The sequence below is a fragment of the Janthinobacterium leeuwenhoeki genome (assembly GCF_051380795.1).
Classification (GTDB): Bacteria; Pseudomonadota; Gammaproteobacteria; order Burkholderiales; family Burkholderiaceae_D; genus Janthinobacterium.
The window spans coordinates 1-23,188 of record NZ_JBNYXT010000018.1 but is presented as its reverse complement, the minus strand read 5'-3'; the positions used below and the strand labels follow the sequence as shown (position 1 = coordinate 23,188).

21 protein-coding genes are annotated in these 23,188 nt (G+C 61.8%); 7 read left to right on the top strand and 14 right to left on the bottom strand.

Translation table 11 applies throughout. From position 1 onward, the window contains the following. Window positions 1–35: 35 nt before the first annotated feature. The 3 genes from ACQ4WS_RS15280 (at window position 36) to pabB (ending at window position 3,307) form a co-directional block, all read left to right on the top strand. A complete protein-coding gene (locus ACQ4WS_RS15280) occupies window positions 36–770 on the top strand; it encodes a pyrimidine 5'-nucleotidase (RefSeq protein ID WP_436477557.1) in 735 nt (244 codons plus the stop codon). Window positions 771–871: 101 nt separating this feature from the next. Beyond that, window positions 872–1,447, top strand: a complete 576-nt coding sequence (slmA, locus tag ACQ4WS_RS15275) for a nucleoid occlusion factor SlmA (RefSeq protein WP_436477555.1) — start codon at window positions 872–874, stop codon at window positions 1,445–1,447. Between the two features lie 21 nt (window positions 1,448–1,468). Continuing rightward, window positions 1,469–3,307, top strand: coding sequence for an aminodeoxychorismate synthase component I (pabB, locus tag ACQ4WS_RS15270; RefSeq protein WP_436477553.1), 1,839 nt, complete (start codon window positions 1,469–1,471; stop codon window positions 3,305–3,307). Window positions 3,308–3,406: 99 nt separating this feature from the next. On the opposite strand, the gene ACQ4WS_RS15265 is transcribed toward pabB, so the two are convergent. The 3 genes from ACQ4WS_RS15265 to ACQ4WS_RS15255 form a co-directional block, all read right to left on the bottom strand. Continuing rightward, window positions 3,407–3,766 (bottom strand): DUF1428 domain-containing protein, encoded by a 360-nt coding sequence (locus tag ACQ4WS_RS15265; protein ID WP_436477551.1) that lies wholly within the window; start codon window positions 3,764–3,766, stop codon window positions 3,407–3,409. 82 nt (window positions 3,767–3,848) lie between these two features. Next, the gene (locus ACQ4WS_RS15260; RefSeq protein ID WP_436477549.1) at window positions 3,849–4,817 is read right to left on the bottom strand and encodes an IS1595 family transposase; all 969 of its coding nucleotides are present in this window, start codon (window positions 4,815–4,817) and stop codon (window positions 3,849–3,851) included. A 131-nt stretch (window positions 4,818–4,948) separates the two neighbouring features. Continuing rightward, window positions 4,949–5,560, bottom strand: a complete 612-nt coding sequence (locus ACQ4WS_RS15255) for a glutathione peroxidase (RefSeq protein ID WP_436477548.1) — start codon at window positions 5,558–5,560, stop codon at window positions 4,949–4,951. Window positions 5,561–5,735: 175 nt separating this feature from the next. Between ACQ4WS_RS15255 and ACQ4WS_RS15250 the strand changes: the two genes are divergently transcribed. After that, a complete protein-coding gene (locus ACQ4WS_RS15250) occupies window positions 5,736–6,851 on the top strand; it encodes an extracellular catalytic domain type 2 short-chain-length polyhydroxyalkanoate depolymerase (protein ID WP_436477546.1) in 1,116 nt (371 codons plus the stop codon). 6 nt (window positions 6,852–6,857) lie between these two features. On the opposite strand, the gene gabD is transcribed toward ACQ4WS_RS15250, so the two are convergent. The 8 genes from gabD to ACQ4WS_RS15210 form a co-directional block, all read right to left on the bottom strand. Then, complete coding sequence (gene gabD, locus ACQ4WS_RS15245; protein ID WP_289950484.1) at window positions 6,858–8,312, bottom strand: NADP-dependent succinate-semialdehyde dehydrogenase; 1,455 nt, start codon at window positions 8,310–8,312, stop codon at window positions 6,858–6,860. Window positions 8,313–8,404: 92 nt separating this feature from the next. Continuing rightward, the gene (locus ACQ4WS_RS15240; protein ID WP_436477544.1) at window positions 8,405–9,247 is read right to left on the bottom strand and encodes a PPK2 family polyphosphate kinase; all 843 of its coding nucleotides are present in this window, start codon (window positions 9,245–9,247) and stop codon (window positions 8,405–8,407) included. After that, complete coding sequence (locus ACQ4WS_RS15235; protein WP_436477542.1) at window positions 9,244–9,666, bottom strand: CoA-binding protein; 423 nt, start codon at window positions 9,664–9,666, stop codon at window positions 9,244–9,246. The genes ACQ4WS_RS15240 and ACQ4WS_RS15235 overlap by 4 nt, the downstream gene beginning before the upstream one ends. A 66-nt stretch (window positions 9,667–9,732) precedes the next feature. After that, the gene (locus ACQ4WS_RS15230) at window positions 9,733–10,386 is read right to left on the bottom strand and encodes a bifunctional 2-keto-4-hydroxyglutarate aldolase/2-keto-3-deoxy-6-phosphogluconate aldolase (RefSeq protein WP_436477540.1); all 654 of its coding nucleotides are present in this window, start codon (window positions 10,384–10,386) and stop codon (window positions 9,733–9,735) included. Between the two features lie 13 nt (window positions 10,387–10,399). Continuing rightward, on the bottom strand, window positions 10,400–11,293 hold the full coding sequence (locus tag ACQ4WS_RS15225; protein WP_436477538.1) for an SMP-30/gluconolactonase/LRE family protein: 894 nt from the start codon (window positions 11,291–11,293) through the stop codon (window positions 10,400–10,402). Window positions 11,294–11,306: 13 nt separating this feature from the next. Continuing rightward, window positions 11,307–13,037, bottom strand: coding sequence for an L-arabinonate dehydratase (gene araD, locus ACQ4WS_RS15220; RefSeq protein WP_436477536.1), 1,731 nt, complete (start codon window positions 13,035–13,037; stop codon window positions 11,307–11,309). Then, complete coding sequence (locus ACQ4WS_RS15215; protein ID WP_436477534.1) at window positions 13,034–14,047, bottom strand: 2-dehydro-3-deoxygalactonokinase; 1,014 nt, start codon at window positions 14,045–14,047, stop codon at window positions 13,034–13,036. Before ACQ4WS_RS15215 ends, araD begins: the two co-directional genes overlap by 4 nt. A gap of 84 nt (window positions 14,048–14,131) precedes the next feature. Beyond that, window positions 14,132–14,470, bottom strand: a complete 339-nt coding sequence (locus ACQ4WS_RS15210; protein ID WP_436477532.1) for a hypothetical protein — start codon at window positions 14,468–14,470, stop codon at window positions 14,132–14,134. 333 nt (window positions 14,471–14,803) lie between these two features. Between ACQ4WS_RS15210 and chvE the strand changes: the two genes are divergently transcribed. The 3 genes from chvE (at window position 14,804) to mmsB (ending at window position 18,682) form a co-directional block, all read left to right on the top strand. Next, window positions 14,804–15,826 (top strand): multiple monosaccharide ABC transporter substrate-binding protein, encoded by a 1,023-nt coding sequence (gene chvE, locus ACQ4WS_RS15205; protein ID WP_436477668.1) that lies wholly within the window; start codon window positions 14,804–14,806, stop codon window positions 15,824–15,826. Window positions 15,827–15,939: 113 nt separating this feature from the next. Next, on the top strand, window positions 15,940–17,481 hold the full coding sequence (mmsA, locus tag ACQ4WS_RS15200) for a multiple monosaccharide ABC transporter ATP-binding protein (RefSeq protein ID WP_436477530.1): 1,542 nt from the start codon (window positions 15,940–15,942) through the stop codon (window positions 17,479–17,481). Continuing rightward, on the top strand, window positions 17,471–18,682 hold the full coding sequence (mmsB, locus tag ACQ4WS_RS15195; RefSeq protein WP_436477529.1) for a multiple monosaccharide ABC transporter permease: 1,212 nt from the start codon (window positions 17,471–17,473) through the stop codon (window positions 18,680–18,682). The genes mmsA and mmsB overlap by 11 nt, the downstream gene beginning before the upstream one ends. A 49-nt stretch (window positions 18,683–18,731) precedes the next feature. Here mmsB and ACQ4WS_RS15190 read toward each other — a convergent pair whose 3' ends face one another. The 3 genes from ACQ4WS_RS15190 to ACQ4WS_RS15180 all read right to left on the bottom strand — a co-directional run bounded on the left by ACQ4WS_RS15190 (window position 18,732) and on the right by ACQ4WS_RS15180 (window position 22,915). Continuing rightward, window positions 18,732–20,867 (bottom strand): peptidase domain-containing ABC transporter, encoded by a 2,136-nt coding sequence (locus ACQ4WS_RS15190; RefSeq protein WP_436477527.1) that lies wholly within the window; start codon window positions 20,865–20,867, stop codon window positions 18,732–18,734. 28 nt (window positions 20,868–20,895) lie between these two features. Further along, on the bottom strand, window positions 20,896–22,176 hold the full coding sequence (locus tag ACQ4WS_RS15185; protein WP_436477526.1) for an HlyD family secretion protein: 1,281 nt from the start codon (window positions 22,174–22,176) through the stop codon (window positions 20,896–20,898). A 511-nt stretch (window positions 22,177–22,687) separates the two neighbouring features. Further along, a complete protein-coding gene (locus tag ACQ4WS_RS15180; protein ID WP_436477524.1) occupies window positions 22,688–22,915 on the bottom strand; it encodes a hypothetical protein in 228 nt (75 codons plus the stop codon). Between the last annotated feature and the right edge of the window lie 273 nt (window positions 22,916–23,188).

Below are 23,188 nucleotides of genomic sequence, written 5' to 3'. Positions count from 1 at the left end.
TTTCATCTTGCTTATCATCTTGCCTAAAGACTCCTGTGCCTGTGTCCCATCTTAACCGCTCGTCGCCGGTCTGGCTGTTTGACCTCGACAACACGCTGCACAATGCCTCGCACGCCATCTTCCCCACCATCACGGCCAATATGAACACGTATATTGCCCGCGTACTGGGCGACGGCGTGACGCCGGCCGACGACGCCATCGTCAATGCGGCGCGCGCGGCCTACTGGCACCGCTATGGCGCCACCTTGCTGGGCATGGTCAAGCACCATCAGGTGCAGGCCGCACACTTCCTCCACGAGACGCACGCCTTCGACGATTTGCGCGCCATGATACGCGCCGAGCGCGGGCTGGGGGCTTTACTCAAACGCCTGCCCGGCCGTAAAATTTTACTCACCAACGCGCCGCTGCGCTATTCGAGCGACGTGATGCGCCACCTGGGCTTGCGCCAGCATTTTTCGCAGCATATCGCCATCGAGGCGATGCATGTGCACCGCCAGCTGCGGCCCAAGCCATCGACCCTGATGCTGCGCAAACTGATGCGCAAGCACCAGATCCGTCCTGGCCGCTGCATCCTGGTGGAAGACACCCTGGCCAACCTGAAGGGCGCGAAAAAACTGGGCCTGCGCACGGCCTGGGTCACGCAATACCTGAAAATGGCCGATCCGATCGGCGTGGCGAAGCTGCCCAAGGCGTTAAATCGCCCCGCTTACGTCGATGTCAAAGTAAAATCTGTCCGGCATTTGGCACGCCGCCTTCACCGTTTGCGTTGAAGGGGACTCCTGGGCTTCCGGTTGACGCCGGAAGCAGCACCGCTAGCGGCGGTGACGGATATCCCCATCAAGGCAGCATTTTTTTAACGACAAGAGAAAATATGGCAAGCACACCGCCGGGCCAACGCAGGCTACAAATTCTTCAGGCGCTCGCCGCAATGCTGGAGCAGCCGAAAGGCGAAAAGATCACCACTGCCGCACTGGCGGCCAGACTGGCCGTGTCGGAAGCGGCCCTGTACCGCCATTTCGCCAGCAAGGCGCAAATGTTCGAAGGGCTGATCGAATTCATCGAGGCTAGCGTCTTCGGCCTGATCAACCAGATCGCGGAAAAGCACAGCGACGGCATGACGCAGACGCGCGACATCATCGGCATGCTGCTCAATTTCGCCATCAGCAATCCGGGCATGACGCGCGTGCTGATCGGCGACGCGCTGGTCAATGAGGACGAGCGGCTGCAAGTGCGCATGAACCAGTTCTACGACCGCGTGGAACTGGCGCTCAAGCAGGCCTTGCGCGTGGCCGCCGCCGAAGGCCATGGCAAGGAAAGCGAAGTGGCGGCGCGCGCCACCCTGATCGTCAGCTTCGTCATCGGACGCTGGCACCGCTACGCCAAGAGCGGCTTCAAGATCAATCCCTCCCAGGAAGCGGCGCTGCAAATCGCCATGCTGCTGGGGTAAGTCACCGCCGCGGCTGTCCCCATGCATACCGACTGTTTCGCCCTGCTCGACGACGCCAGCACCCCGGGCGCCGGTTCGCGCCTGTACACGGGCCTGGCGGCAGTCTTGCGGTGCACCGAGGGGGAGCAGTGGCCGGCCCTGCTCGAGGGGCTGCAAGGGGCGTTAAAACGGGGCCAGTACGCCGTCAGCGTGTGCAGCTACGAGCTGGGCGCGCATTTGCTGGCCATGCCGCCACGCACGGCGAGCCCCGGCGTGCCGCCGCTGGCGCAAGTACTCGTCTTTGAACAATGTACGCAGCTGTCGCAGGACGAGGTGGCACAGTGGCTGGACGAGCGCGTCCGCGCGGACGCCGCGCCGGCCGGCGTGGCCGACATACACGCGAATGTGGATCAAGCCGAATTCACGCGCGCGCTGCACCGCATCCACGACTACATCGTGGCCGGCGACACCTACCAAGTCAACTACACGTATCGCTTGCGCTTCGACGCCTTTGGTTCGCCCCTGGCCCTGTATGCGCGGCTGCGCGCGCGCCAGCCCGTGCCGTATGGCGCGCTGGTGATGCTGCCCGATGGCGGCGCCCTGCTGTCGCTGTCGCCGGAGCTGTTCGTGCGCCATGCGCAAGGCGAGTTGACGGCGCGTCCCATGAAAGGCACGGCGCCGGCCGCCCCTGCGGATCAAGTGGCAGAAAACGCGCGCCGCGCCAGCGCCCTGGCCAATGATCCAAAGAATCGCGCGGAAAACCTGATGATCGTCGACCTGCTGCGCAACGACATCGGCCGCATCGCCGCCACGGGCTCCGTCAAGGTCCCGGCCCTGTTCGAGGTGACGCGCTACAGCAGCGTGCTGCAAATGACCTCCACCGTGCAGGCGCGCTTGCGCCAGGATGCCAGCCTGGCCGACATCTTCCAGGCCTTGTATCCGTGCGGCTCGATCACGGGCGCGCCGAAACGGCGCACCATGGAAATCATCGCCGAACTGGAAGGGGCGCCGCGCGGCATCTACACGGGCGCCATCGGCTGGTTCGATCCGCCGACCGCCGGCGCTGTCCGCGCGGTGGGCGACTTCTGCATGTCCGTGCCGATCCGCACCCTGGCCCTGCAGCCACCTGGCGCTGAAGGCATCCGGCGCGGCGAAATGGGCGTAGGCGCCGGCATCGTGCTCGACAGCGATCCGCAGGAAGAATTTGCGGAGTGCCAGCTCAAGGCCCGCTTCCTGACGGGGCTGGGCAACGACTTCGAACTATTCGAAACCCTGCACGCCAGCCGCGCCGACGGCTGCCGCCAGCAAGAGCGCCACCTGGCGCGCCTGGCTGCCTCCTGCGCCTACTTCGGTTTTGCCTGGGATGCAGACGCTGCCCACGCCGCGCTGCAGGCGGCCTGCGCGGCACGCGCAGACGATGCCCCCTTCCGCCTGCGCCTGGCGCTGCGCCAGGATGGCCAGTTTACGCTGCAAAGCGGCACGCTGACGCCTCTGCCAGCCACGGTCAATGTCATGCTGGCACCTGACGCCACGATGGCGAACGACCTGTTCCTGCGCCACAAGAGCAGCGTGCGCGCAGGCTACGACGCGGCCTGGCGTGCGGCCGAGGCGCAAGGCGGTTTCGACATGCTGTTCTTTAACGAACGGGGCGAGCTGACGGAGGGCGGGCGCAGCAATGTCTTCGTCCGGCTCGATGGCCGCTGGCATACGCCGCCCCTGTCCTGCGGCCTGCTGCCCGGCGTGCAGCGCGCGGCCATGCTGGCCGATCCCGCCTGGAACGCGCAGGAAACCATCATCACGCGCGCCATGCTGGCGCAGGCCGAAGCGATCGTCGTATGCAATGCGCTGCGCGGCGCTTTGCCTGCGCTGCTCGTCCTGTAAACCGGTAGCACCTGAAACCGTTCAGGGCAAGGCGCATTGCCGAAGGCAGTGCGAACGCACGACGAGGCACTGCAACGCCGCCATGGACTGTTTCAGGGGTTACAGGTCAATGCGCATTTCGTAACCGCCATAAATCATCCGCTTGCCATCGAACGGCAGCTTGGCCGGATCCATCATCTCGGCCAGGCGCGGGTCTTTCATGACCTTGTCGTTGATTTCATCGCGCTTGGCGCGCGACGCATACACGATCCATGAAAACACCACCACTTCACCATCCTGCAAGTCCACCGCCTGCGGGAACGAAGTCAGCTTGCCTGGCTTGACATCGTCGCCCACGCATTCGCGAAATTCCAGCGCGCCATATTCGCGCCAGACGGCGCCGCAACTGCGCGACATGGCCAGGTATGCATCGAGCTTGGCTTTCGGTACGGGTACCACAAATCCATCGACATACGCCATGATGTTCTCCTTTGTTGTGACAAACGCCAACAACCAGCTTAGGACAATGATGGCAAGACAACAAGCACGGCATTAAAAAAGGCTATGTCATCGTAAGGTGTGGGAACTCTCCCATGGTTGCCTTCAACAATGTTTCTGGGGAGCGGATGCGTCCGGCGTCGAGTATCCAGCGCCAACCCAGATAATTCGGCAGGTAACGGCTGGCTACCCCGTGGAATATGCGCAGCCAGCCGCGCAAGCGGCTGTGGTAGGCATTGACGTTCTGCACGTGGGCGGCGCCCTGTACGCGGATGCCGGCGCGCACGTTGACGGCCTGGTGGCTGAGCCCGGCTTCACGTGCGAAGGCGCGATAGGCGGCATGCCCGTCGGTCACCAGCAAGACATCCTTGTCGATGACGGGAGGCAGGCAAGCATGCAACTGCGCCTTGGTCAGCGCGCCTTTGCCCGTGACGAAATCGAGGGTTTGTCCCGTGCGGTCGCGCGCCACCAGGATACAGACCTGTTCATTGGAAATGCCGCGCTTGCGGACACGGCCGCCACGGCGGCGCGCCGGACGCGTCAACTGCCGCGCGCCCTTTTGCGACTCCAGCACATACAGCTCGTCGGCCTCGGCGATGCCGTGCAGGCAATGCGGCCGGTCCGTTTTTGCCAACGATAAAAACCGGTGACGCCAGCGAAAGGTGGTATTGCGGTGGACACCCAGCTGGCTCGCTGCCTTGCGCACGGAAGCCGATGCCAGCAAGCAGTCGGCATAGTTGAGCCATAAGGTCTTGTGGCGCAAGCGCGCCAGCGGCGTGCCGGTGAGCGCATTGAAGGTGCGTCCGCAGGCCACACAGCGATAGCGCTGCAGTCCGTGCGCGTGGCCATGCCGGTGAGCATGGCTGCTGTTGCAGGCAGGACAGTGCAAGCGCTGCCGGGCCACGCTTTCGACGAGTGCCACGGCGGCGTCCTGGGACGCTGCCCCGCGCAGCAGGGCGATGCTCGCCAGGCGTTGACGCTGGCTCAGTGCGGTGAACTGGGCGATGAAGGTTTTCCACTGGGCTGGCTGCATGGAAGACTCCCGTTTGTCTGATATGTACAGTCAGACAGCAGGGCCCCAGGAAAATTCTCGGAATTCCCCTACTTATCGGGGACAGAGCCTTAAAAAAAGCAGGCATTCAAGCCTGCTTGTGTATCGGCAACTTACAGCGCCAGCGCTTTTTCCACCGCACCAACGAGTTTCTTGTCGTCCGGCGTTACCTTGCTGGGGAAGCTTTCCACCACTTTACCGTGGCGGTCGATCAGGTATTTATGGAAATTCCAGGCCGGGGTCTTGCCCGTCTGCTTGATCAGGTCTACGTACAGCGGATTTGGCGCGGGACCGGATACCACGGACTTCGAAAACATGGGGAACTTCACGCCATAGGTGTTGTAGCAGAAATCGGCGATTTCCTTGCTGTTGCCGGGCTCCTGCTTGCCGAAATCGTTCGACGGGAAACCCAGCACCACCAGGCCCTTGCTGCCATACTTGGCGTACAGCGCCTCGAGCCCTTCGTATTGATTGGTAAAACCACAATAACTTGCCGTATTGACCACCAACACAACCTTGCCCGCGTACTGGCACAGGTTTTGCGGCACTTCATCCTGCAGGCGCTTGAAGGTCTGCTTGAGGATGGCGGGACAGGCCGCTGGCGCGGCGGCAGCTGTAGCAGCTGTAGCAGCTGTAGCAGCTTCGGCGGCATGGGCCGGCATGGCCAGGCTGGCGCCGGCGGCAAGGGTGGTGAGCGCAAACAGCTGGGCAAGGGTCTTGGACATGAGGGGCACCATGGTTGAACGGAAAAAAACCATTCTATGTCAAACGCCGCGCACGCGTACAAGACGTACAACAACAGCGATGGCTTGAGCGACATCAAGGACCGTGCAGTACTTGCCCAACACACAGTTTTTTTACCTATGCTCGGCCTTCCTGTCCTTGTCCTGTGGAGTAGCCATGTCCTTCCCGCACCTGACCGCATTAACCACCGCCCTGCTGGCCGCCAGCCTGCTCGTCCTGGCGCCGGGCGGCGCGCACGCCGCCAAAGCCGTCAAGCCCGCCGCAACCAGGGACGCCGCCGCCCTGCCCGGCTACCAGGCTGACCTGAGCCAGACCACGGTGTCCGGCCTGTCCTCGGGCGGCTTCATGGCGGCGCAATTTGCCGTCGCCTATTCGGCCACGGTGGCCGGCGCCGGCATCATCGCGGGCGGCCCGTATTTCTGTTCGGGCCAGCCGGGCCGCTTCCCCTACATTCCCTACCTGACGAATGCCCTGACCACCTGCATGAATCCGGGCAGCGCGCAGGTGGCGCCGCCTGTCGCCAGCGAATTACTGCGCGCGGCGAACGATTTTGCGCGCGCCCGACTCATTGACGACACGGCCAACCTGAAACGCCAGCGCGTCTATCTGTTCAGCGGAACGAAAGACCAGACCGTGACGCGGCCGGTAGTGGAGCAGGTGGGAAAATTCTATGCATTGGCGGGTACGCCGGCGGCGCAGATCCGCTTCGTCGACACGCTAGTCGCGGGCCACGCCATCTTGACCGACAGCCAACGGGATAAGCCCTGCGCCGTGACGGAGTCGCCCTTCATCAACGACTGCGACTACGTGCAGGCGCGCGACATCCTGCAGCACCTGTACCCGGACCTGCAGCCCTCGCCGAGCACCCTGACGGGCAAGCTGATCGCATTCAACCAGCGCAGCTTCATCCAGGGCGCGTACTCCAGCATGCACAATACGGGCTACGCCTACATCCCGAAAGCCTGCGACAGCGAGAGCTGCCGCGTGCACGTGGTGTTCCACGGCTGCCTGCAAACGACGCAAGCCATCGGCGACCGTTTCTATACCAGCACCGGCTACAACCAGGTGGCGGACGCCAACAAGATCATCGTGCTGTATCCGCAGGCCGAACCGAGCCCCGTCTACCCTTACAACCCGAAAGGCTGCTGGGATTTCTGGGGCTACACCAGCATCAATCCGATCGACCCGGATTTCTACCGCAAGAGCGGCACGCAGATGCAAGCGGTCAAGGGCATGCTGGACAGGTTGGCTGCGCGCCGCGGCTCACGCTAGGCGGCCTTAGATACCGCCCATGCAGATATATTTAATGACTAAATAATCTTCGATACCGTAAGTCGACCCTTCGCGGCCCAGGCCCGATTGCTTGACGCCGCCGAAGGGGGCGATCTCGTTCGAGATCAGGCCCGTATTGACGCCGACCATGCCCGTTTCCAGGCCTTCGGCCACGCGCCAGATGCGGCCGATGTCGCGCGAATAGAAGTAGGCGGCCAGGCCGAATTCCGTGTTGTTGGCCAGGGCGATCACTTCATCGTCCGTCTTGAAGCGGAACAGGGGCGCCAGCGGGCCGAAGGTTTCCTCGGTGGCCACGCGCATGTCGTTCGTCACGTCGGCGATGATGGTCGGCTCGAAGAAGCCGTTGCCCAGCGCATGGCGCTTGCCGCCGGCCAGCAGGCGGCCGCCCTTGGCCAAGGCATCGGCCACGTGCTCTTCCACCTTGGCGACGGCCTTGGCGTCGATCAGCGGACCTTGCGTGACGCCTGCCTCGATGCCGTTGCCCACCTTCAGCTTGGCTACGGCGGCCACCAGCTTGTCGGCAAACGCGTCGTACACGCTGTCTTGCACGTACAGGCGATTGGCGCAGACGCAAGTCTGGCCCGCATTGCGGTACTTCGAGGCGATGGCGCCTTCCACGGCCGCGTCCAGGTCGGCGTCGTCGAAAACGATGAACGGTGCATTGCCGCCCAGTTCCAGCGAGAGTTTCTTGATCGTCGGCGCGCATTGCTCGGCCAGCAAACGGCCAACCTGGGTCGAGCCCGTGAACGTCAGCTTGCGCACGATGGGGTTCGACGTCATTTCGCCGCCGATGTCTTTCGGCGCCCCCGTGACGATGCTGAACACGCCCGCAGGCACGCCCGCGCGCTCGGCCAGCACGGCCAGCGCCAGTGCGGAAAACGGCGTTGCTTCGGCCGGTTTCAAGACCATCGGGCAGCCGGCGGCCAGGGCCGGGCCGACTTTGCGGGTGATCATGGCGGCGGGGAAATTCCACGGCGTGATGGCGGCGCATACGCCGATCGGCTCCTTGGTGATGACCAGGCGGCGATCCGGCCACGGCGATTGCAAGGTATCGCCCGCGACGCGCTTGCCTTCTTCGGCAAACCACTCGATGAACGAGGCGCCAAACTGCACTTCGCCTTTCGCTTCCGGCAAGGGTTTACCCTGCTCGGTGGTCATGATCAGCGCCAGGTCGTCGGCGTTTTCCAGGATCAGGTCATGCCAGCGGCGCAGCACGGCCGCGCGTTCCTTGGCCGTCTTCTTGCGCCAGGCAGGCCAGGCGGCATTGGCCGCCTCGATGGCGCGGCGCGTCTCGGCTGCACCCATCAGGGGCACCGTGCCGATATGCTCGCCGGTGGCGGGATTACTCACATTAATCGTCTGGCCACCATCGGCATCAGCCCAGGCTCCATTCACGTAAGCCTGGTGACGCAACAAGGTAGGATCTTTCAACTGCAGCATATGGATCTCCGGTCTGGTTTGAATTATCGACGAGGGATACTATGCCACAGCGCGACCGATTCCGCAGGCGCAGCACTGAACTGCCCCCACCTCTACTCGACCTTGAAAGACGACAGTTTCGGGTCCGGCGCCGGGTATTCCAGCTTCATGGCCTGCAGGGTTTCCAGCAGCAGGGAGGCGACCACCAGGTTGCGCTGGGTCTTGGAATTGGACGGCACCACGTACCACGGCGCGTGATCGGCATCCGTCTCGCGGATTGCCGTTTCATAGGCGCGCTGGTAGCCATCCCACTTCTTGCGCTGAGCGATATCGTTGGGATCAAACTTCCACTGGCGGTCCGGATCGTCGAGCCGCTCCTGCAGCCGTCCACGCTGCTCGTCCTTCGAGATATGCAGGAAGACTTTCAGGATGACAGTGCCCGTTTCGCTCAGCATGCGCTCGAAATCGCGGATCTGCGCGTAGCGGCGCTGGCATTCGGCCTTGTCGATCATGTCCTGCACGCGCGTGATCAGCACATCCTCGTAATGACTACGGTTGAAGATGGCGATCTCGCCTTTCACCGGCACGTGCTGGTGCACGCGCCACAGGTAATCGTGCGCCAGTTCGATATCGGTCGGACCCTTGAACGCGATGGCGCGGATGCCCATCGGGTTGATATTGCTGAAGATGGCCTTGACCGTGCCATCCTTGCCCGAGGTATCCATGCCCTGCAAGACCAGCAGCACCTTTTTCTTGTGCTGCGCATACAGCATGCTCTGGCACTCGGCGATCTGCGCCGTCAGCGCCACGGTTTCCTCGCGGTCCAGGGCCTTGCACTGGGCTGGCGTCAGCTTCTTGTTCGCCGCCTTGGTGGCGGCCCCCAGCAGGCGCTTGCCGGCGAATTCCTCGTTCAGCTCAAAGCCCTGCCCGGCGCGAAATTGCGTGCGCGCCTTCATGCCGCCACCGCCAGCTTGCGGTGCTCGATTTTTGTGCAATGGTCCATCACCACGTCCACGCCCGCCGCCCGCGCCAGCTGCGCCGCCTCTTCATTGACGACGTCGAGCTGCAGCCACAAACAGCCGGCCTTGACGGCGATGGCTTCCTCTGCGATCGGCAGGATATCCTCGGACTTGCGGAAGCAGTCGACGATATCGATGCGCGCCGGCGCGACAGCCGCCGCGGCCTGCGTCAGGGTGGCATAGGCGCGCTGCCCCAGCACGTCGTGCCCTGCGAGGGCCGGATTGACGGGCAACACGCGGTAGCCATGCTGCAGCAGGTAGTCGGCCACCTCGTGGCTGGCGCGTTCGGGCTTGTCGGACATGCCGACGATGGCGATGATGCGGCTCTCTTGCAGGATGCGGGCGATGTTGGGCATATTCTGGTCGTGGTTAGGCGTGCGACATTGCCCATCTAGCGTAGCAGAATTATTCCGCGCCGGGAGCTAGCCTGAAGACCTAGCTTTGCGCACGCTCGCCATCTTCGCCACGAAAGCCTGCGCGCGCGCCGTCACGGCCGCATAGTCTCCCGTGGCGCCCGGGCCACTCAGGCTGCTGCCGATGCCCACGGCCACGGCGCCACTGGCAAACCATGCATGCAGGTTTTCCACCGTCACGCCGCCCGTCGGCATCAACGGCGCTTGCGGCAATGGCGCGCGCAGGGCCTTGATGTAGGCGGGGCCGAACATCTCGGCGGGGAAGACCTTGACGATGTCGGCGCCCGCCTGCAGGGCCGTGACGATTTCCGTCGGCGTCATCGCCCCCGGCATGGACAGCACCTGGTAGCGCTGGCACAGCGTGATGGTCTCCACGTTCACGCCGGGCGAGATGATGAACTGGGCGCCGGCCAGAATCGCGGCGCGCGCCGTCTCCGTATCGAGCACCGTGCCCGCGCCCAGCAGCACGTCATGGCCATGGCGTTCGCGCAGGATGCGCAGCACGCCCAGGGTATCGGGCGTGGTGAACGCCACTTCCAGCGCCGTGACGCCGCCGGCGATGCACGCTTCGGCGATCTGCACGGCCGCCTGCGCCGATCCGGCGCGCACGATGCCGACCATGCCCCGTTCGAGGATGCCCTCGAAAACCGTGTGTTTTTGCATATGCTCTCTCCTGTCAGGCCGGCAGGGCGCCAAAGCGCACTTCCGACAAACCGCGCACGTCCACCTGGCGCGCATGAAACAATCCACCGGCCAGCGGTTCGCCCGCCAGTTGGGCCGGGCTCAGGCTCTCCCGGGCCGTGGTGACGAACAATTCGTCGTAATGCGGGCCGCCCAGGCTCACGCAGCTGGGCTGCGATACGGGCAGGCTGATCTTGCGCTCGACGCTGCCGTCCGGCGCGAAGCGCAAGACCGTGCCCGCGCCCCACTGCGCGCTCCACAGGTAGTCATCCGCATCGATGGTGGCGCCGTCGGCAGCGCCGGGTCCCGGATCGAGCACGGCAAACACGCGCACCCGGCTGGCGTCGCCCCCCAAGTAATCATCCCAGCGGTAGATCGCCTTCTTCATCGAGTCGCAGAAATACATGGCCGTGCCATCGACGCTGAAGCAGATGCTGTTCGAGATGGCGATCTGCGGCAGCGGCAAGCGTTCCAGGCTCAGGTCCAGGTTGAGGCGGTAGAAGCTGGCGATGGCATCGCGGCACGGGCGCTCATCGAGCGTGCCGAAGACAAAGCGTCCCTGGCGGTCGCAGCGGCCATCGTTCAGGCGCGTCATGGGCAAGTCCGCCTCCACCGTGTGCAAGGGCGTGACGGCCCCGCTGCGCGCGTCAAACCAGGCCAGTCCGGAGGCCAGTCCCAGCAGCAGCACCTCGTCGCTGTGCGTCAGCGCAAAGCAGGCCAGGCGCTCGGGCATGGCCCAGCTCTGGCGTTCACCCGTGGCAAGCGCCAGCGCATGCAGCTGGCAGCCTTCGATATTCGTCCAGAAAACGCGGCCGCTGCGCTCGCACCAGCGCACGCCCTCGCCCAGGAAGTTCTGCGCATCGACCAGTAATTGGGCCCGTGTCCCCATCATTTTTCCTTTTTTAGTGTGATTCGCGCGGAACGGCGGAACCCCGGCAGCCGACGAGAAAGTCGAGGTCCGCGCCTTCGTCGGCCTGTGTCACGTGCTTGATGTACATGGACTGGTAGCCGCCCTTCATGGCCGGCTCGGGAGCGTGCCACTCTTCGCGCCGGCGCGCCAGCTTGGCCTCGTCGACGTCCAGGTGCAAACGGCGTCCCGCCACGTCGAGTTCAATCATGTCGCCATCGCGCACCAGCGCCAGCGGCCCGCCCACGGCCGCTTCCGGCGCCACGTGCAGCACCACCGTGCCGTAGGCCGTGCCGCTCATGCGCGCGTCCGAGATGCGCACCATGTCGCGCACGCCCTGCTCCAGCAGTTTTTTCGGCAGTCCCATATTGCCCACTTCGGCCATGCCCGGATAGCCCTGCGGGCCGCAATTTTGCAGCACCATCACGCAGCTGGCGTCGATATCGAGGGCGGGATCGTCGATGCGCTTCTTGTAATGCTCGATGCTGTTGAAGACGACGGCGCGGCCACGGTGCTGCATCAGTTCCGGCGAGGCGGCGGAAGGCTTGATGACGGCGCCGCGCGGGGCCAGGTTGCCATGCAGGACGGCGATGCCGCCCTCGTCCTTGAAAGGCTGCGCCAGCGGCGTGATCACTTCTGGATTGAAATTTTCCGCTTCGGCCACGTTGACGGCCATGCTGGCGCCCGTGACGGTGAGCGCCTCGCCATGCAATTTGCCCAGCAGATCGCGGATGATCACGGGCAGGCCGCCCGCGTAGTAAAAGTCTTCCATCAGGTACTGCCCCGATGGCATCAGGTTCAGCAGGCAGGGAATGTCGCGCCCCAGGCGGTCCCAGTCGGCGAGGCGCATGTCCACGCCGATGCGCCCGGCAATGGCCAGCAGGTGGATCACGGCGTTGGTCGAGCCGCCGATGGCGCCGTTGACCATGATGGCGTTTTCAAACGCGTCGCGCGTGAGGATCTGCGACAGTTTCAGGTCTTCATGCACCATGTCGACGATGCGCCGGCCCGTCAGCTGCGCCTGCAGCTTGCGCCGCGCATCGACGGCGGGAATGGCCGCGTTGCCGGGCAAGGTCACGCCCAGCGCCTCGACCATGCTGGCCATGGTGGACGCCGTGCCCATGGTCATGCAGTGGCCGGCGGAGCGCGACATGCACGATTCGGCCTGCTTGAATTCGTTTGATGTCATGCGCCCGGCGCGCACATCTTCGGAAAACTTCCACACATCCGTGCCCGAACCGATCGGTTTGCCACGGTAGTTGCCATTCAGCATGGGGCCGCCCGACAGCACGATGGTGGGCAAGTCCACGCTGGCCGCGCCCATCAGCAAGGCCGGGGTGGTCTTGTCGCAGCCCGTCAGCAGCACCACGCCGTCGATCGGGTTGGCGCGGATCGACTCCTCCACATCCATGCTGGCCAGGTTACGGAACAGCATGGCCGTCGGGCGCAGATTCGTCTCGCCCAGCGACATGACGGGAAATTCGACGGGAAAACCGCCCGCTTCGAGCACGCCGCGCTTGACCATCTCGGCCAGGTCGCGGAAATGGCCATTGCAAGGCGTCAGCTCGGACCAGGTATTGCAGATGCCGATGACGGGCCGGCCATCGAAGGCGTCGCCGGGATAACCCTGGTTCTTCATCCAGCTGCGGTGAATGAAACTGTCCTTGTCGTCGCCGCCAAACCACGCTTGCGAACGCAAGGGACGCTTGTTCTTGTTGCTGCTCATACTGTCTCCTGCGGGGAAATCAAGCCGCGCGCGGCGGCGATCAGCAGCGCACCGTGACCAGCCAGATAGTCTTGCTGCTGGTCGTCGACGATGATGCGCTTGCCATAAAAAAATCCGTGTTCTTCGATCAGCAAGCCGAGCGCCTGGCGCAGCATAGGCTTGCCCGTAATGACGAGCGGCGTATCGGGCCGCATCTGGATGGCGGTGCTGTTGCGCAGCGCCAGCAAGTCGCCGCTGAGGACAGCCCCCATCAGGAAATTGGCCCGCTCATTGCATTCGACAGCGCTGAACTGGCCCAGGGTGCGCACGCTGAAGCAGGCGCGCGCCAGCCCCGTTTTTTGCGCCGCGGCCGCGCCGGCCAGCAGCATTTTCGGCACCAGCGTCTGCGCAAAACCGCCATCGACCGATTGCTTGATCAGGGTGTGCTGCGTGATCGCCTGCAGCAGCTCGCCCGCGATGGTGGTGCTGCAGCCGAGGATGCGGCGCTGTTCGTCAACGCTGATCAATTTGGTATGCGAGCCGGGCATGATCAGGGTCGCCGCGCCGCGCAATTGCAGGCGCTCGAGCAGCGCGACGACTTCCGTCTCTTCGCCGCGCATCATGTCCATCGCTTCGACGTTATGCAGGCCGACGGCGCCATGCTGGTTGCGCACGCCGGGAATCAGCCACAGGGGCTGCGCCAGCACGTCGGGCAAGTCCACCGCCTGCATGCCCTGTGCCAGCTGGGCCAGGCCGGCGGGCGCCGGCAAATGCGGCACTTCCTGCACTCCCATGGGCGAGGTGATCATGCCCGAGGCCAGCGCCAGGTCCACCTCGGACGACGCGATCCCCGCGCTGGCCAGCACGCTGGCGATGGTGTCGCGCAGCGCCTGTTTCAGCGCGCCGTTATGGCCATCGATGGCGGTATTGCGCACGCCCGTTTCCAGCTGCGCCTGGGCGATGACGGCGCCTGCGCGCCACAGCAAGGTACGCGTATTGGTGGTGCCGGCATCGATGGTGAGTATGTTCATGGGCAGGTTCGCAGCGTCGGTCAGGGCAAAAGTCAATGAGGGAAAAACTGCCCCATGGTAGAACTGCCCCGCATATCTGACCAATCACTTATTTGACATCATTGATACCGGTTCGGATATGTCAAACGCGTCGATATCCTGCACGCCAAAACGGTAGGCGAGCTTGAAGCGCGTCACCTGTCCCGGCTGTACTTCCACGCCCTGCGCCAGCAGGGAAAAACAGCGCGCATCGGAAGACAGATGGCCGCTTTCCTGGCTACTGGAAAAGCGCAAGACCCGGCCGGAAACGGGGTCGGCAACAGGGAAGCGGGGGAAATCGGCTGCATGGCAAGCTTTCAAAAGGTCGTGACGGGATGGCCGGTCTTCAAGTCCGGACCGATTCTGCGCGCCGCCCTGTGTCGCCGCAATGACGAAAATTACCAAATTGAATGATGATGATTGGTATTGCAGCGCACCAAAAAAAGCCGCCTACCGGCCCCCGTTCCCGCCCTGTCTGAAGGCGGAAAGGGGCGGCATGGCGCATTGCATCAATTGGCCCATTGATACCGTTTTGGATATCGCCGATGCGAAAAAAGTGATTGGTGAGGGATGGAGGGACAAACTAGTATCAGCCGTGGCCTGCAATCGGCCATCCGCACAGAGCCCGCCCACTGGGACGACGGCCCTGGCACATTCAACTATCGAAGACGGTGGAGACATGAAATGAAAACAACAATGAAAACGCTGACCGCGAGCCTGGCGCTGGCCATCTCCGGCATGGCGGTAATGCCCGTGGCAAGCGCCGCCGACAAGGGCGCTATCGGCATCTCGATGCCGACCAAGTCGTCCATGCGCTGGATCGCCGATGGCGACAACATGGTCAAGGTATTCAAGGAGCGCGGCTACAAGACGGACTTGCAGTTTGCCGACGACGATATCCCGAACCAGCTGGCGCAGGTGGAAAACATGATCACCAAGGGCGCCAAGGTGCTGGTGATCGCCGCCATCGACGGCACCACCTTGTCGAACGTGCTGCAAAAAGCGGCCGACAAGGGCATCAAGGTCATTTCGTATGATCGTTTAATCCGCGGCACGAAAAACATCGATTACTACGCCACCTTCGACAACTTCCAGGTCGGCGTGCTGCAAGCGGGCTATATCGAATCGGCGCTGAAACTCAAGGAAGGCAAGGGTCCGTTCAATATCGAACTGTTCGGCGGCTCGGCCGACGACAACAACGCGCACTTCTTCTACAACGGCGCGCTGTCGGTCCTGAAACCGTATATCGACAGCGGCAAGCTGGTGGTGCGCTCGAAGCAGATGGGCATGGAAAAGGTCGCCACCCTGCGCTGGGATGGCGCCGTGGCGCAGGCGCGCATGGACAACCTGCTCAGCGCCTACTACGGCAATGCGCGTGTCGACGCCGTGCTGTCGCCGTATGACGGCTTGAGCATCGGCATCCTGTCGTCGCTCAAGGGCGTCGGCTACGGCACGCCGAAACAGCCCTTCCCCGTCGTCACGGGCCAGGATGCGGAAATCCCGTCGGTGAAATCGATCATCCGCGGCGAACAGGCGTCGACCGTGTTCAAGGACACGCGCGAACTGGCCAAGGTGACAGCGAACATGGTCGACGCGATGATGAGCGGCAAGACGCCGACCGTCAACGATACCAAGACCTATAACAACGGCGTGAAAGTCGTGCCATCCTATCTGCTCAAACCCGTCATCGTCGACAAGGCGAACTGGAAGCAGGTGCTCGTCACCGGCAGCGGCTACTACACGGAAGCGCAAGTGAAATAAGCATCCAAGGTACTGAAGGCCCGGCGCTACCGGGCCTTTCGCTTCATGCACTATCCAGAACAAGACTGCCGCACGACCGATGCCGACCAGCGCGGCCGTGCCAGAGAGGTTATATGACGAACACTATCCTGGAAATGCGCGGGATACGCAAAACATTCCCGGGCGTCGTTGCGCTCGACAATGTCAACCTGCGGGTACGCAGCGGCGAGATCCACGCCATCGTCGGCGAAAACGGCGCCGGCAAATCGACCCTGATGAAAGTGCTGAGCGGCGTCTACGGCCATGGCAGCTATACGGGCGACATCAATTACCTGGGCCAGACGCGGCACTTTCGCGGCATCAAGGACAGCGAAGAAATCGGCATCATCATCATCCACCAGGAACTGGCGCTGGTGCCCCAGCTGTCGATCGCCGAGAATATCTTCCTCGGCAACGAACCGTCCAGCATGGGCGTCATCGACTGGGAATACGCGCAAGCGAAGACGCGCGAATTGCTGCAGAAAGTCGGCCTGAAAGAGTCCCCGGACACCCTGATCACCAACCTGGGCGTGGGCAAGCAGCAGCTGATCGAAATCGCCAAGGCACTGTGCAAGGACGTCAAGCTGCTGATCCTCGACGAGCCGACGGCCAGCCTGAACGAAAGCGACAGCGCGGCCCTGCTCGACCTGCTGCTGGGCCTGAAAGCCCAGGGCATCGCCTCGATCCTGATTTCGCACAAGCTCAATGAAATTTCACGGGTCGCCGATGCCATCACGGTGCTGCGCGACGGCAACACGGTCGACAGTTTCGACTGCCGCGTCGAACCGGTCAGCGAAGACCGCATCATCGAAAAAATGGTCGGGCGCGAGATGGCCGACCGCTATCCGCCGCGCACGCCCACCATCGGCGAGACCATTTTCGAAGTGCGCGACTGGCGCGTCTTCCATCCCGAGCATGCCGACCGCCCCGTCATCAAGGGCATCAGCATGCATGCCAAGAAGGGCGAAATCATCGGCATCGCAGGCTTGATGGGCTCCGGGCGCACGGAACTGGCGATGAGCATTTTCGGGCGCGCCTACGGCCAGCGCATCAGCGGCACGGTGCTCAAGAATGGCCAGGAAATCGACGTCAGCAGCATCGGCAAGGCAATCGCCCATGGCCTGGCATATGTCACGGAAGACCGCAAGGGCCTGGGCCTGATCCTGGAAGAGGACATCAAGAAAAACACCAGCCTGGCCAACCTGGACGCGGTATCGACCCGCACGGTCATCGACGAGGCGCGCGAGTTCGGCGTGGCCGACGAGTACCGCCGCAAGCTCAAAATCCGCTGCTCGAGCATCCTGCAAAAGGTGGTCAACCTGTCCGGCGGCAACCAGCAGAAAGTGGTGCTGGCGAAGTGGCTGTTTTCGCGTCCCGACATCCTGATCCTCGATGAACCGAGCCGCGGCATCGACGTGGGCGCCAAATACGAGATCTACAGCATCATCAGCGAGCTGGCCGCCGAAGGCAAATGCATCATCATGATTTCCTCGGAAATGCCGGAATTGCTGGGCATGTGCGACCGGATCTATGTCATGAACGAAGGCCGCTTCGCGGCAGAACTCAGCGCAGCAGAAGCATCGCAGGAGCGCATCATGCGCGCGATCGTTACACACGGAGAAAACAATGGACAATAAATTGACAGCGGGGGCAGCGGCAGGCACCACCACCGCGCCGGCCGGCAAGAGCTACGCTGGTTTTTTGAAGAACAATATGCGCGACTACGGCATGCTGCTTTCCCTGATCGTCATCATGGGCTTTTTCCAGTACATGACCGACGGCACCCTGATGCAGCCGCTCAATCTCACCAACCTGGTGCTGCAAAACAGCTACATCGTCATCATGGCGCTGGGCATGCTGATGGTCATCGTGGCCGGCCATATCGATTTGTCCGTTGGCTCGGTGGTCGGCTTCGTCGGCGCGCTGGCGGCCGTCCTGATCGTCAACTACCACATGAATTTTGTCGTCGCCAGCATCCTCTGCCTGCTGGCCGGCGCCGTGATCGGCGGCGCGCAAGGGTATTTTGTCGCCTTCTTTAAAATCCCGTCCTTCATCGTCACCCTGGCCGGCATGCTGGTGTTCAAGGGCCTGACCCTGGCGCTGCTGGCAGGCCAGTCGGTCGGCCCCTTCCCGGAAGGCTTCCAGATGCTCAGTTCGGGCTTTTTGCCCGACCCGTTCGGCGGCGAGAATCTGCGCGGCCTGTCGCTGCTGCTGGGCGTGATCGCCGCCGCGGCGCTGATTATTACCTCGCTGCGCAGCCGCGCCAAGCAACTGAAGCACGGCATGGAAAACGAACCGCGCGCCTTCTTCCTGCTGAAAAACGCCATCTTCGCCGCCGTGATGGTGTATTTCAGCTACCTGCTGGCGTCGTACCGCGGCTTTCCCAACGTGCTGGCCGTGATGTCGCTGCTCATCGTCGCCTACACCTTCATTACCAACCGCACCGTGCTGGGCCGGCGCGTATATGCCGTCGGCGGCAACGAGAAAGCGGCGCGCCTGTCCGGCATCAAGACGGAGCGGGTCAGCTTCTACACCTTCGTCAACATGGGCATGCTGGCCGCGCTGGCGGGGCTGATTTTCGCAGCGCGCCTGAACACGGCCACGCCGAAGGCCGGCACGGGATTCGAGCTGGACGTGATTGCCGCCTGCTTCATCGGCGGCGCCTCGGCCTCGGGCGGCGTGGGCAAGGTGATGGGGGCCGTCATTGGCGCCTTCATCATGGGCGTGATGAACAACGGCATGTCCATCATGGGCATCGGCATCGACTACCAGCAGGTGATCAAGGGCCTGGTGCTGCTCGCGGCCGTGTTCATCGACGTGATCAACAAGAACAAGTAGACCGGTTCGAGCCTTAGGGGGCTCTGGCCGGCGCTTGCGCCGGCTTTTTTTATGCAGCGTCTTGCGCCGCCTGCATCACATCCTGCACCACCTTGCCCTGGTGCAGCAGCACCACCCGCTGCGCCATGGCAATCGTTTCCGGTCGATGTGCGACGATCACGCGCGTCAGCTGGATTTTCTGAATCGCCGCATTCACGGCCTGTTCGTTCCACACATCCAGGTGACTGGTCGCTTCGTCGAGCACCAGCAGTTTCGGGTTGCAGTACAGCGCACGGGCCAGCAGGATACGCTGCTTCTGGCCGCCCGACAGGCCGCTGCCGATATCGCCCACCAGGGTATTGAAGCCCATCGGCATGGCGGCAATTTCTCCGTGCACGGCCGCCAGTTGCGCGCAGGCCTGCACCTGCTGCTGGTTCGGCGACGGCGCAAAGAAGCTGATGTTGTCGGCGATCGAACCGGCAAACAGGCTGTCTTCCTGCATCACGGTGCCCAGCAGTTGCCGGTAATTTTTCATGCCCAGGTTGGCCAGGGTCACGCCGCCGATCAGGATCTCGCCTTCGGTCGGCTCCAGCAGCCCCAGCAGCAGTTTCATCAGGGTCGTCTTGCCGCAACCGGACGGGCCGGTGACGGCAATGCACTGGCCGGCTGGTATCGTCAGGTTCAGGCCACTCAATACATAGGGCTCGCTGTCGGCATAACGAAACGCCAGGTTGCGGATCTCGATCGATGGCGAAATATGCTCGACATCGACTTCCACATCGTTGCTGTCTTCTTCTGCGCGGGTCAAGACGATATCGGCAACGCGCTCGCCATGCAGGCGCAGCATGCGCAATTCAAAAAGTTTGTCGACCAGGCTGGCCATGCGCTGGCTGAACTGATCCTTGTAGCTGATAAAAGCGAACAGCATGCCGACCGAGAAACGGTTGTCGAGCACCGCCAGCGCGCCCATCCAGATGACGATCACCCGTTCGGCGCTGAACAGCAAGGTATTGGCGGTCTGGTACGACACCGACAAGCGCGTAATGCGCAGGTCGGCGTTGAACTGGTCGGCAAGCGCATTCATCCAGCTGGCGCGGCGCTCTTCATTGCGGCCGAACAGGCGGATGCTCTGGATGCCGCGCACCGATTCGAGAAAATGCGTCTGCTGCTTGGCGGCGTGGATGATCTGCTCGGCGGTCGCTTCGCGCAGCGCCTTGAAGATGGCCCAGCGCAGCAGCACATACAGCAGCACCGCGATACAGGCCACGCCGGCCAAGAGCGGGCTGTAGAGCAGCATCATGCCCAGGGTGGCCAGCACCAGCACGCCATCGATGGCGCCTTCGACGAATTGCGTCGTCAGGCTGCGCTGCATGGTCTGGATGGAGTTGAAGCGCGAAACGATGTCGCCCGTGTGGCGCTTCTCGAAGTACGGCAGCGGCAACTTCAGCAAGTGGGCGAAGGCATTGCCCAGCCATTGCAAATTCAAATTGGTGGCCAGCACCGTGGTGATCCACGAGCGCACGGCACCAATCGCCGTCTGTATCAGCACCAGCAGAAAAAAGCCGCAACCGAGTACCGTGATCAGGTCGCGGTCGGCCGCCAGCAGCGCCTCATCGACCAGCCACTGCATATAAAACGGCGCCACCAGCGCGCACACCTGCAAGGCCAGGCCCAGCAGCAGCAGTTGCAGCAGGCCGCGCTTCAAGCCCACCACGCGTCCCATCAGCGACAGCAGGGAAAACTGCTGTTTTTCCTCGGCCTTTTTGAATTCGGCGGTGGGTGTCAGTTCCAGCGCCACGCCCGTAAAGTGTTTCGCCACTTCCGCCAAGGGCAGGCGGCGCTCGCCCACGGCCGGGTCGTGGATCACCGCATGGCTGCCGGAGACGGACTTGAGCACGACAAAATGGTTCAAGTCCCAATGCAGGATGGCGGGCAGCTTCAGCTCGGGCAAATGCTGCATGTCGAGTTTTAAGGGCCGCGTATGCAAGGCCAAGCCCTGTGCCATCGCCATCAGCCCTTTTAACGTCACTCCCTTGAGGGAGACGGAAAAGCGCCGGCGCATGCTGGAAATATCGGTCTGGTGGCCCCAGTAGCTGGCCACCATGCACAGGCAGGCCAGGCCGCATTCGGCCGCTTCCGTTTGCAGCAGGATGGGCAGGCGCTGGCTGCGCCAGAAGGACAGGTGGGCAAGATCAGGAAGGTGCATGAGTATTGGGGAAGATCAATATGGGGGCTTACAGCCGCCCGGAAATGCTGAACAGGGGTTCGAGCACCCATTCATACAGGCGCCGCTGTTCCAGCAGCACGCTGGCGTCGACCAGCATGCCCGACTTCAGGGGCAGGGTTTCGCCATACGCCTGCACGCTCTGGCGCTGCAAGCTCAAGCGGATGCGGTACAAGGGTTCGCCGTTCGTGCCGCTGACGGCGCCCGGCACCGCCAGCTCTTCGGGGCGCAGCGAGGTGCTGGCCACTTCGCGCACGAGCGCCGGATACTGGCCGAATTTCTGGTAAGGATAGGCCTGGTAGCGCAGCAGCACCGTCATGCCCGGCTTGATGAAGCCAACCGAGCGCGACGGCGCGTAGATTTCCGCTTCCAGCTGGGCGCCTTGCGGCAGCACGGAGGCAAGCACGCTGTTGGCCGCCACGGTCTGCCCCAGCTCGGTGGTGATGGCCGTGACCATGCCGTCCTGCGCCGCGCGCACGAGGATTTCGCGGCGCGCCTCGTTTTCCGTCAGGTCCTGCTCGATGGCCGACACATTGCGTTGCAAGCCTTCCGAGTCGCGCTGCGCCTGCACCTGCAAGTCGCGCACGTCGGCTTGCGTGGTGGCCAGGTCGCGCTGGCTAGCCGACTTGATGCGTTGCAGTTCGGCCAGGCGCTGATGCTGGTCCAGCAACTCGGCCTGCTTGTCTTGCAGTTGTGCGGATGAAATGTAATGGGTGGCGTGCAGGTCGCCGTAGCGCTGGTAGGATTGTTCAGCCAGGGTAATGCGGCGCTGCTGCAGCGCGATCTGATCGTCCATGCGGTCGATTTCCGCCGCCAGGTCGCTGGCGCGGCGCTGCCTCGCTGCCATGCGCTGGCGCGATTGCAGGCGCGATTGCTGCAATTCCGCGTCATAGCTGTCGCGCCGGCTTTTCAGCAAGTTCGAGACGACTTGCTGAGGAGCGCCCGCATTGGCGCTGCTGCGCTCGCCCGACAGCACGAACAGCACCTCGCCCGCGCGTACCGCCTGCCCTTCCTTAACGCGCACTGCGGCAATGACGCCTGCCTGACCTGGCAGGATGCGGATGACGCCACTGGTTGGCAACAGTACTCCCTGAGAATTTGCCTTGCGGGTTGTGTTGAAAAAGATGAAAAAAGCGACGATGCCCAGCGCAATGGCCAGGAACAGCCAGGTCAGAAACAGATGACTGAAAGGACGCGCCAGCAGCACTGTGCCGTACTGTTTATTACTGAGAAAGTCGACAGCCTCTTGGCGAAATAGTGATTTGACGAGCGCAATTGGCCTCTCAGCCATGCAAGTATCATTGAATTGATCGTCCAAAATTATTCACTTTTTTCAGAAGTTCCAAAAAATAATCCACAATAAATTTCGTACGATATACTTTAATTATTAGCAACATCATGAAATATTATTTTTCATATCTTGAAAATTTTAAAAAATTAACTAATTTTGGCTAACAAAAATAGAAAATTTATAAATAACAATTAAAATAAAAGAAAATAAACACGTCACAGCCAAATTAATAAAAAATATTTTATTAAAAAAAGTGCCAAGGTCCTTATTTTCGCTTTGAAAAATAGAACTATTCCACACATTACACACCATTATTATTGCAAAAATAGAAAGGGGAGATATTGTTATTTTTGAACCAAATGCAGTTGGAAAAAAATCGAGGCCAATGAAATAAGCATAAATAACAATAAAAATCCAATCCATTTATTTTTATATTTAGCATACATAAATTTCATCCTAAAAATACAAGATTGACATTATAAAAATGGTACTAAAAAATATCGAAACAACACTATTTCACGACTTGATAGGCGATAAATCCGATACCACCACCGATAATGGCCCCACCGACTATACCGACCAAACCAAGTCCAATTCCTGCTCGCAATCCTAGACTCGCACCTCTAGCAATTGCGTAAGTAACCCCCGCAACAGCACCGCCGACAGCCCCTCCTGCAGTTGCATCACCTCGATCACCGCCAGAAACCATCATCACTTCAGCCATAGTTAACGTTTGCATGATGGACCTCCTTTTATTGACTAAACAATCACGTTGAAGAATTAATAATAATGAAATTTCTTTTGTATTTCAAGATGAAGTGATTGATAAAAATCAAGATACCATCCATTACCTCTGCATTAGAAATTTTCATGAAACATGCATAAAAACTACTAAGGAAGCGCTGATCAATTCGGTTTTCTGGCGAGGTTGGCGCGCCAAATGGGCGACCGATGAGCCGTTCAAGCCCATTTTTCGTTCAAGTTGACGCGATGCTTCGCGTCTTTCTGCAAT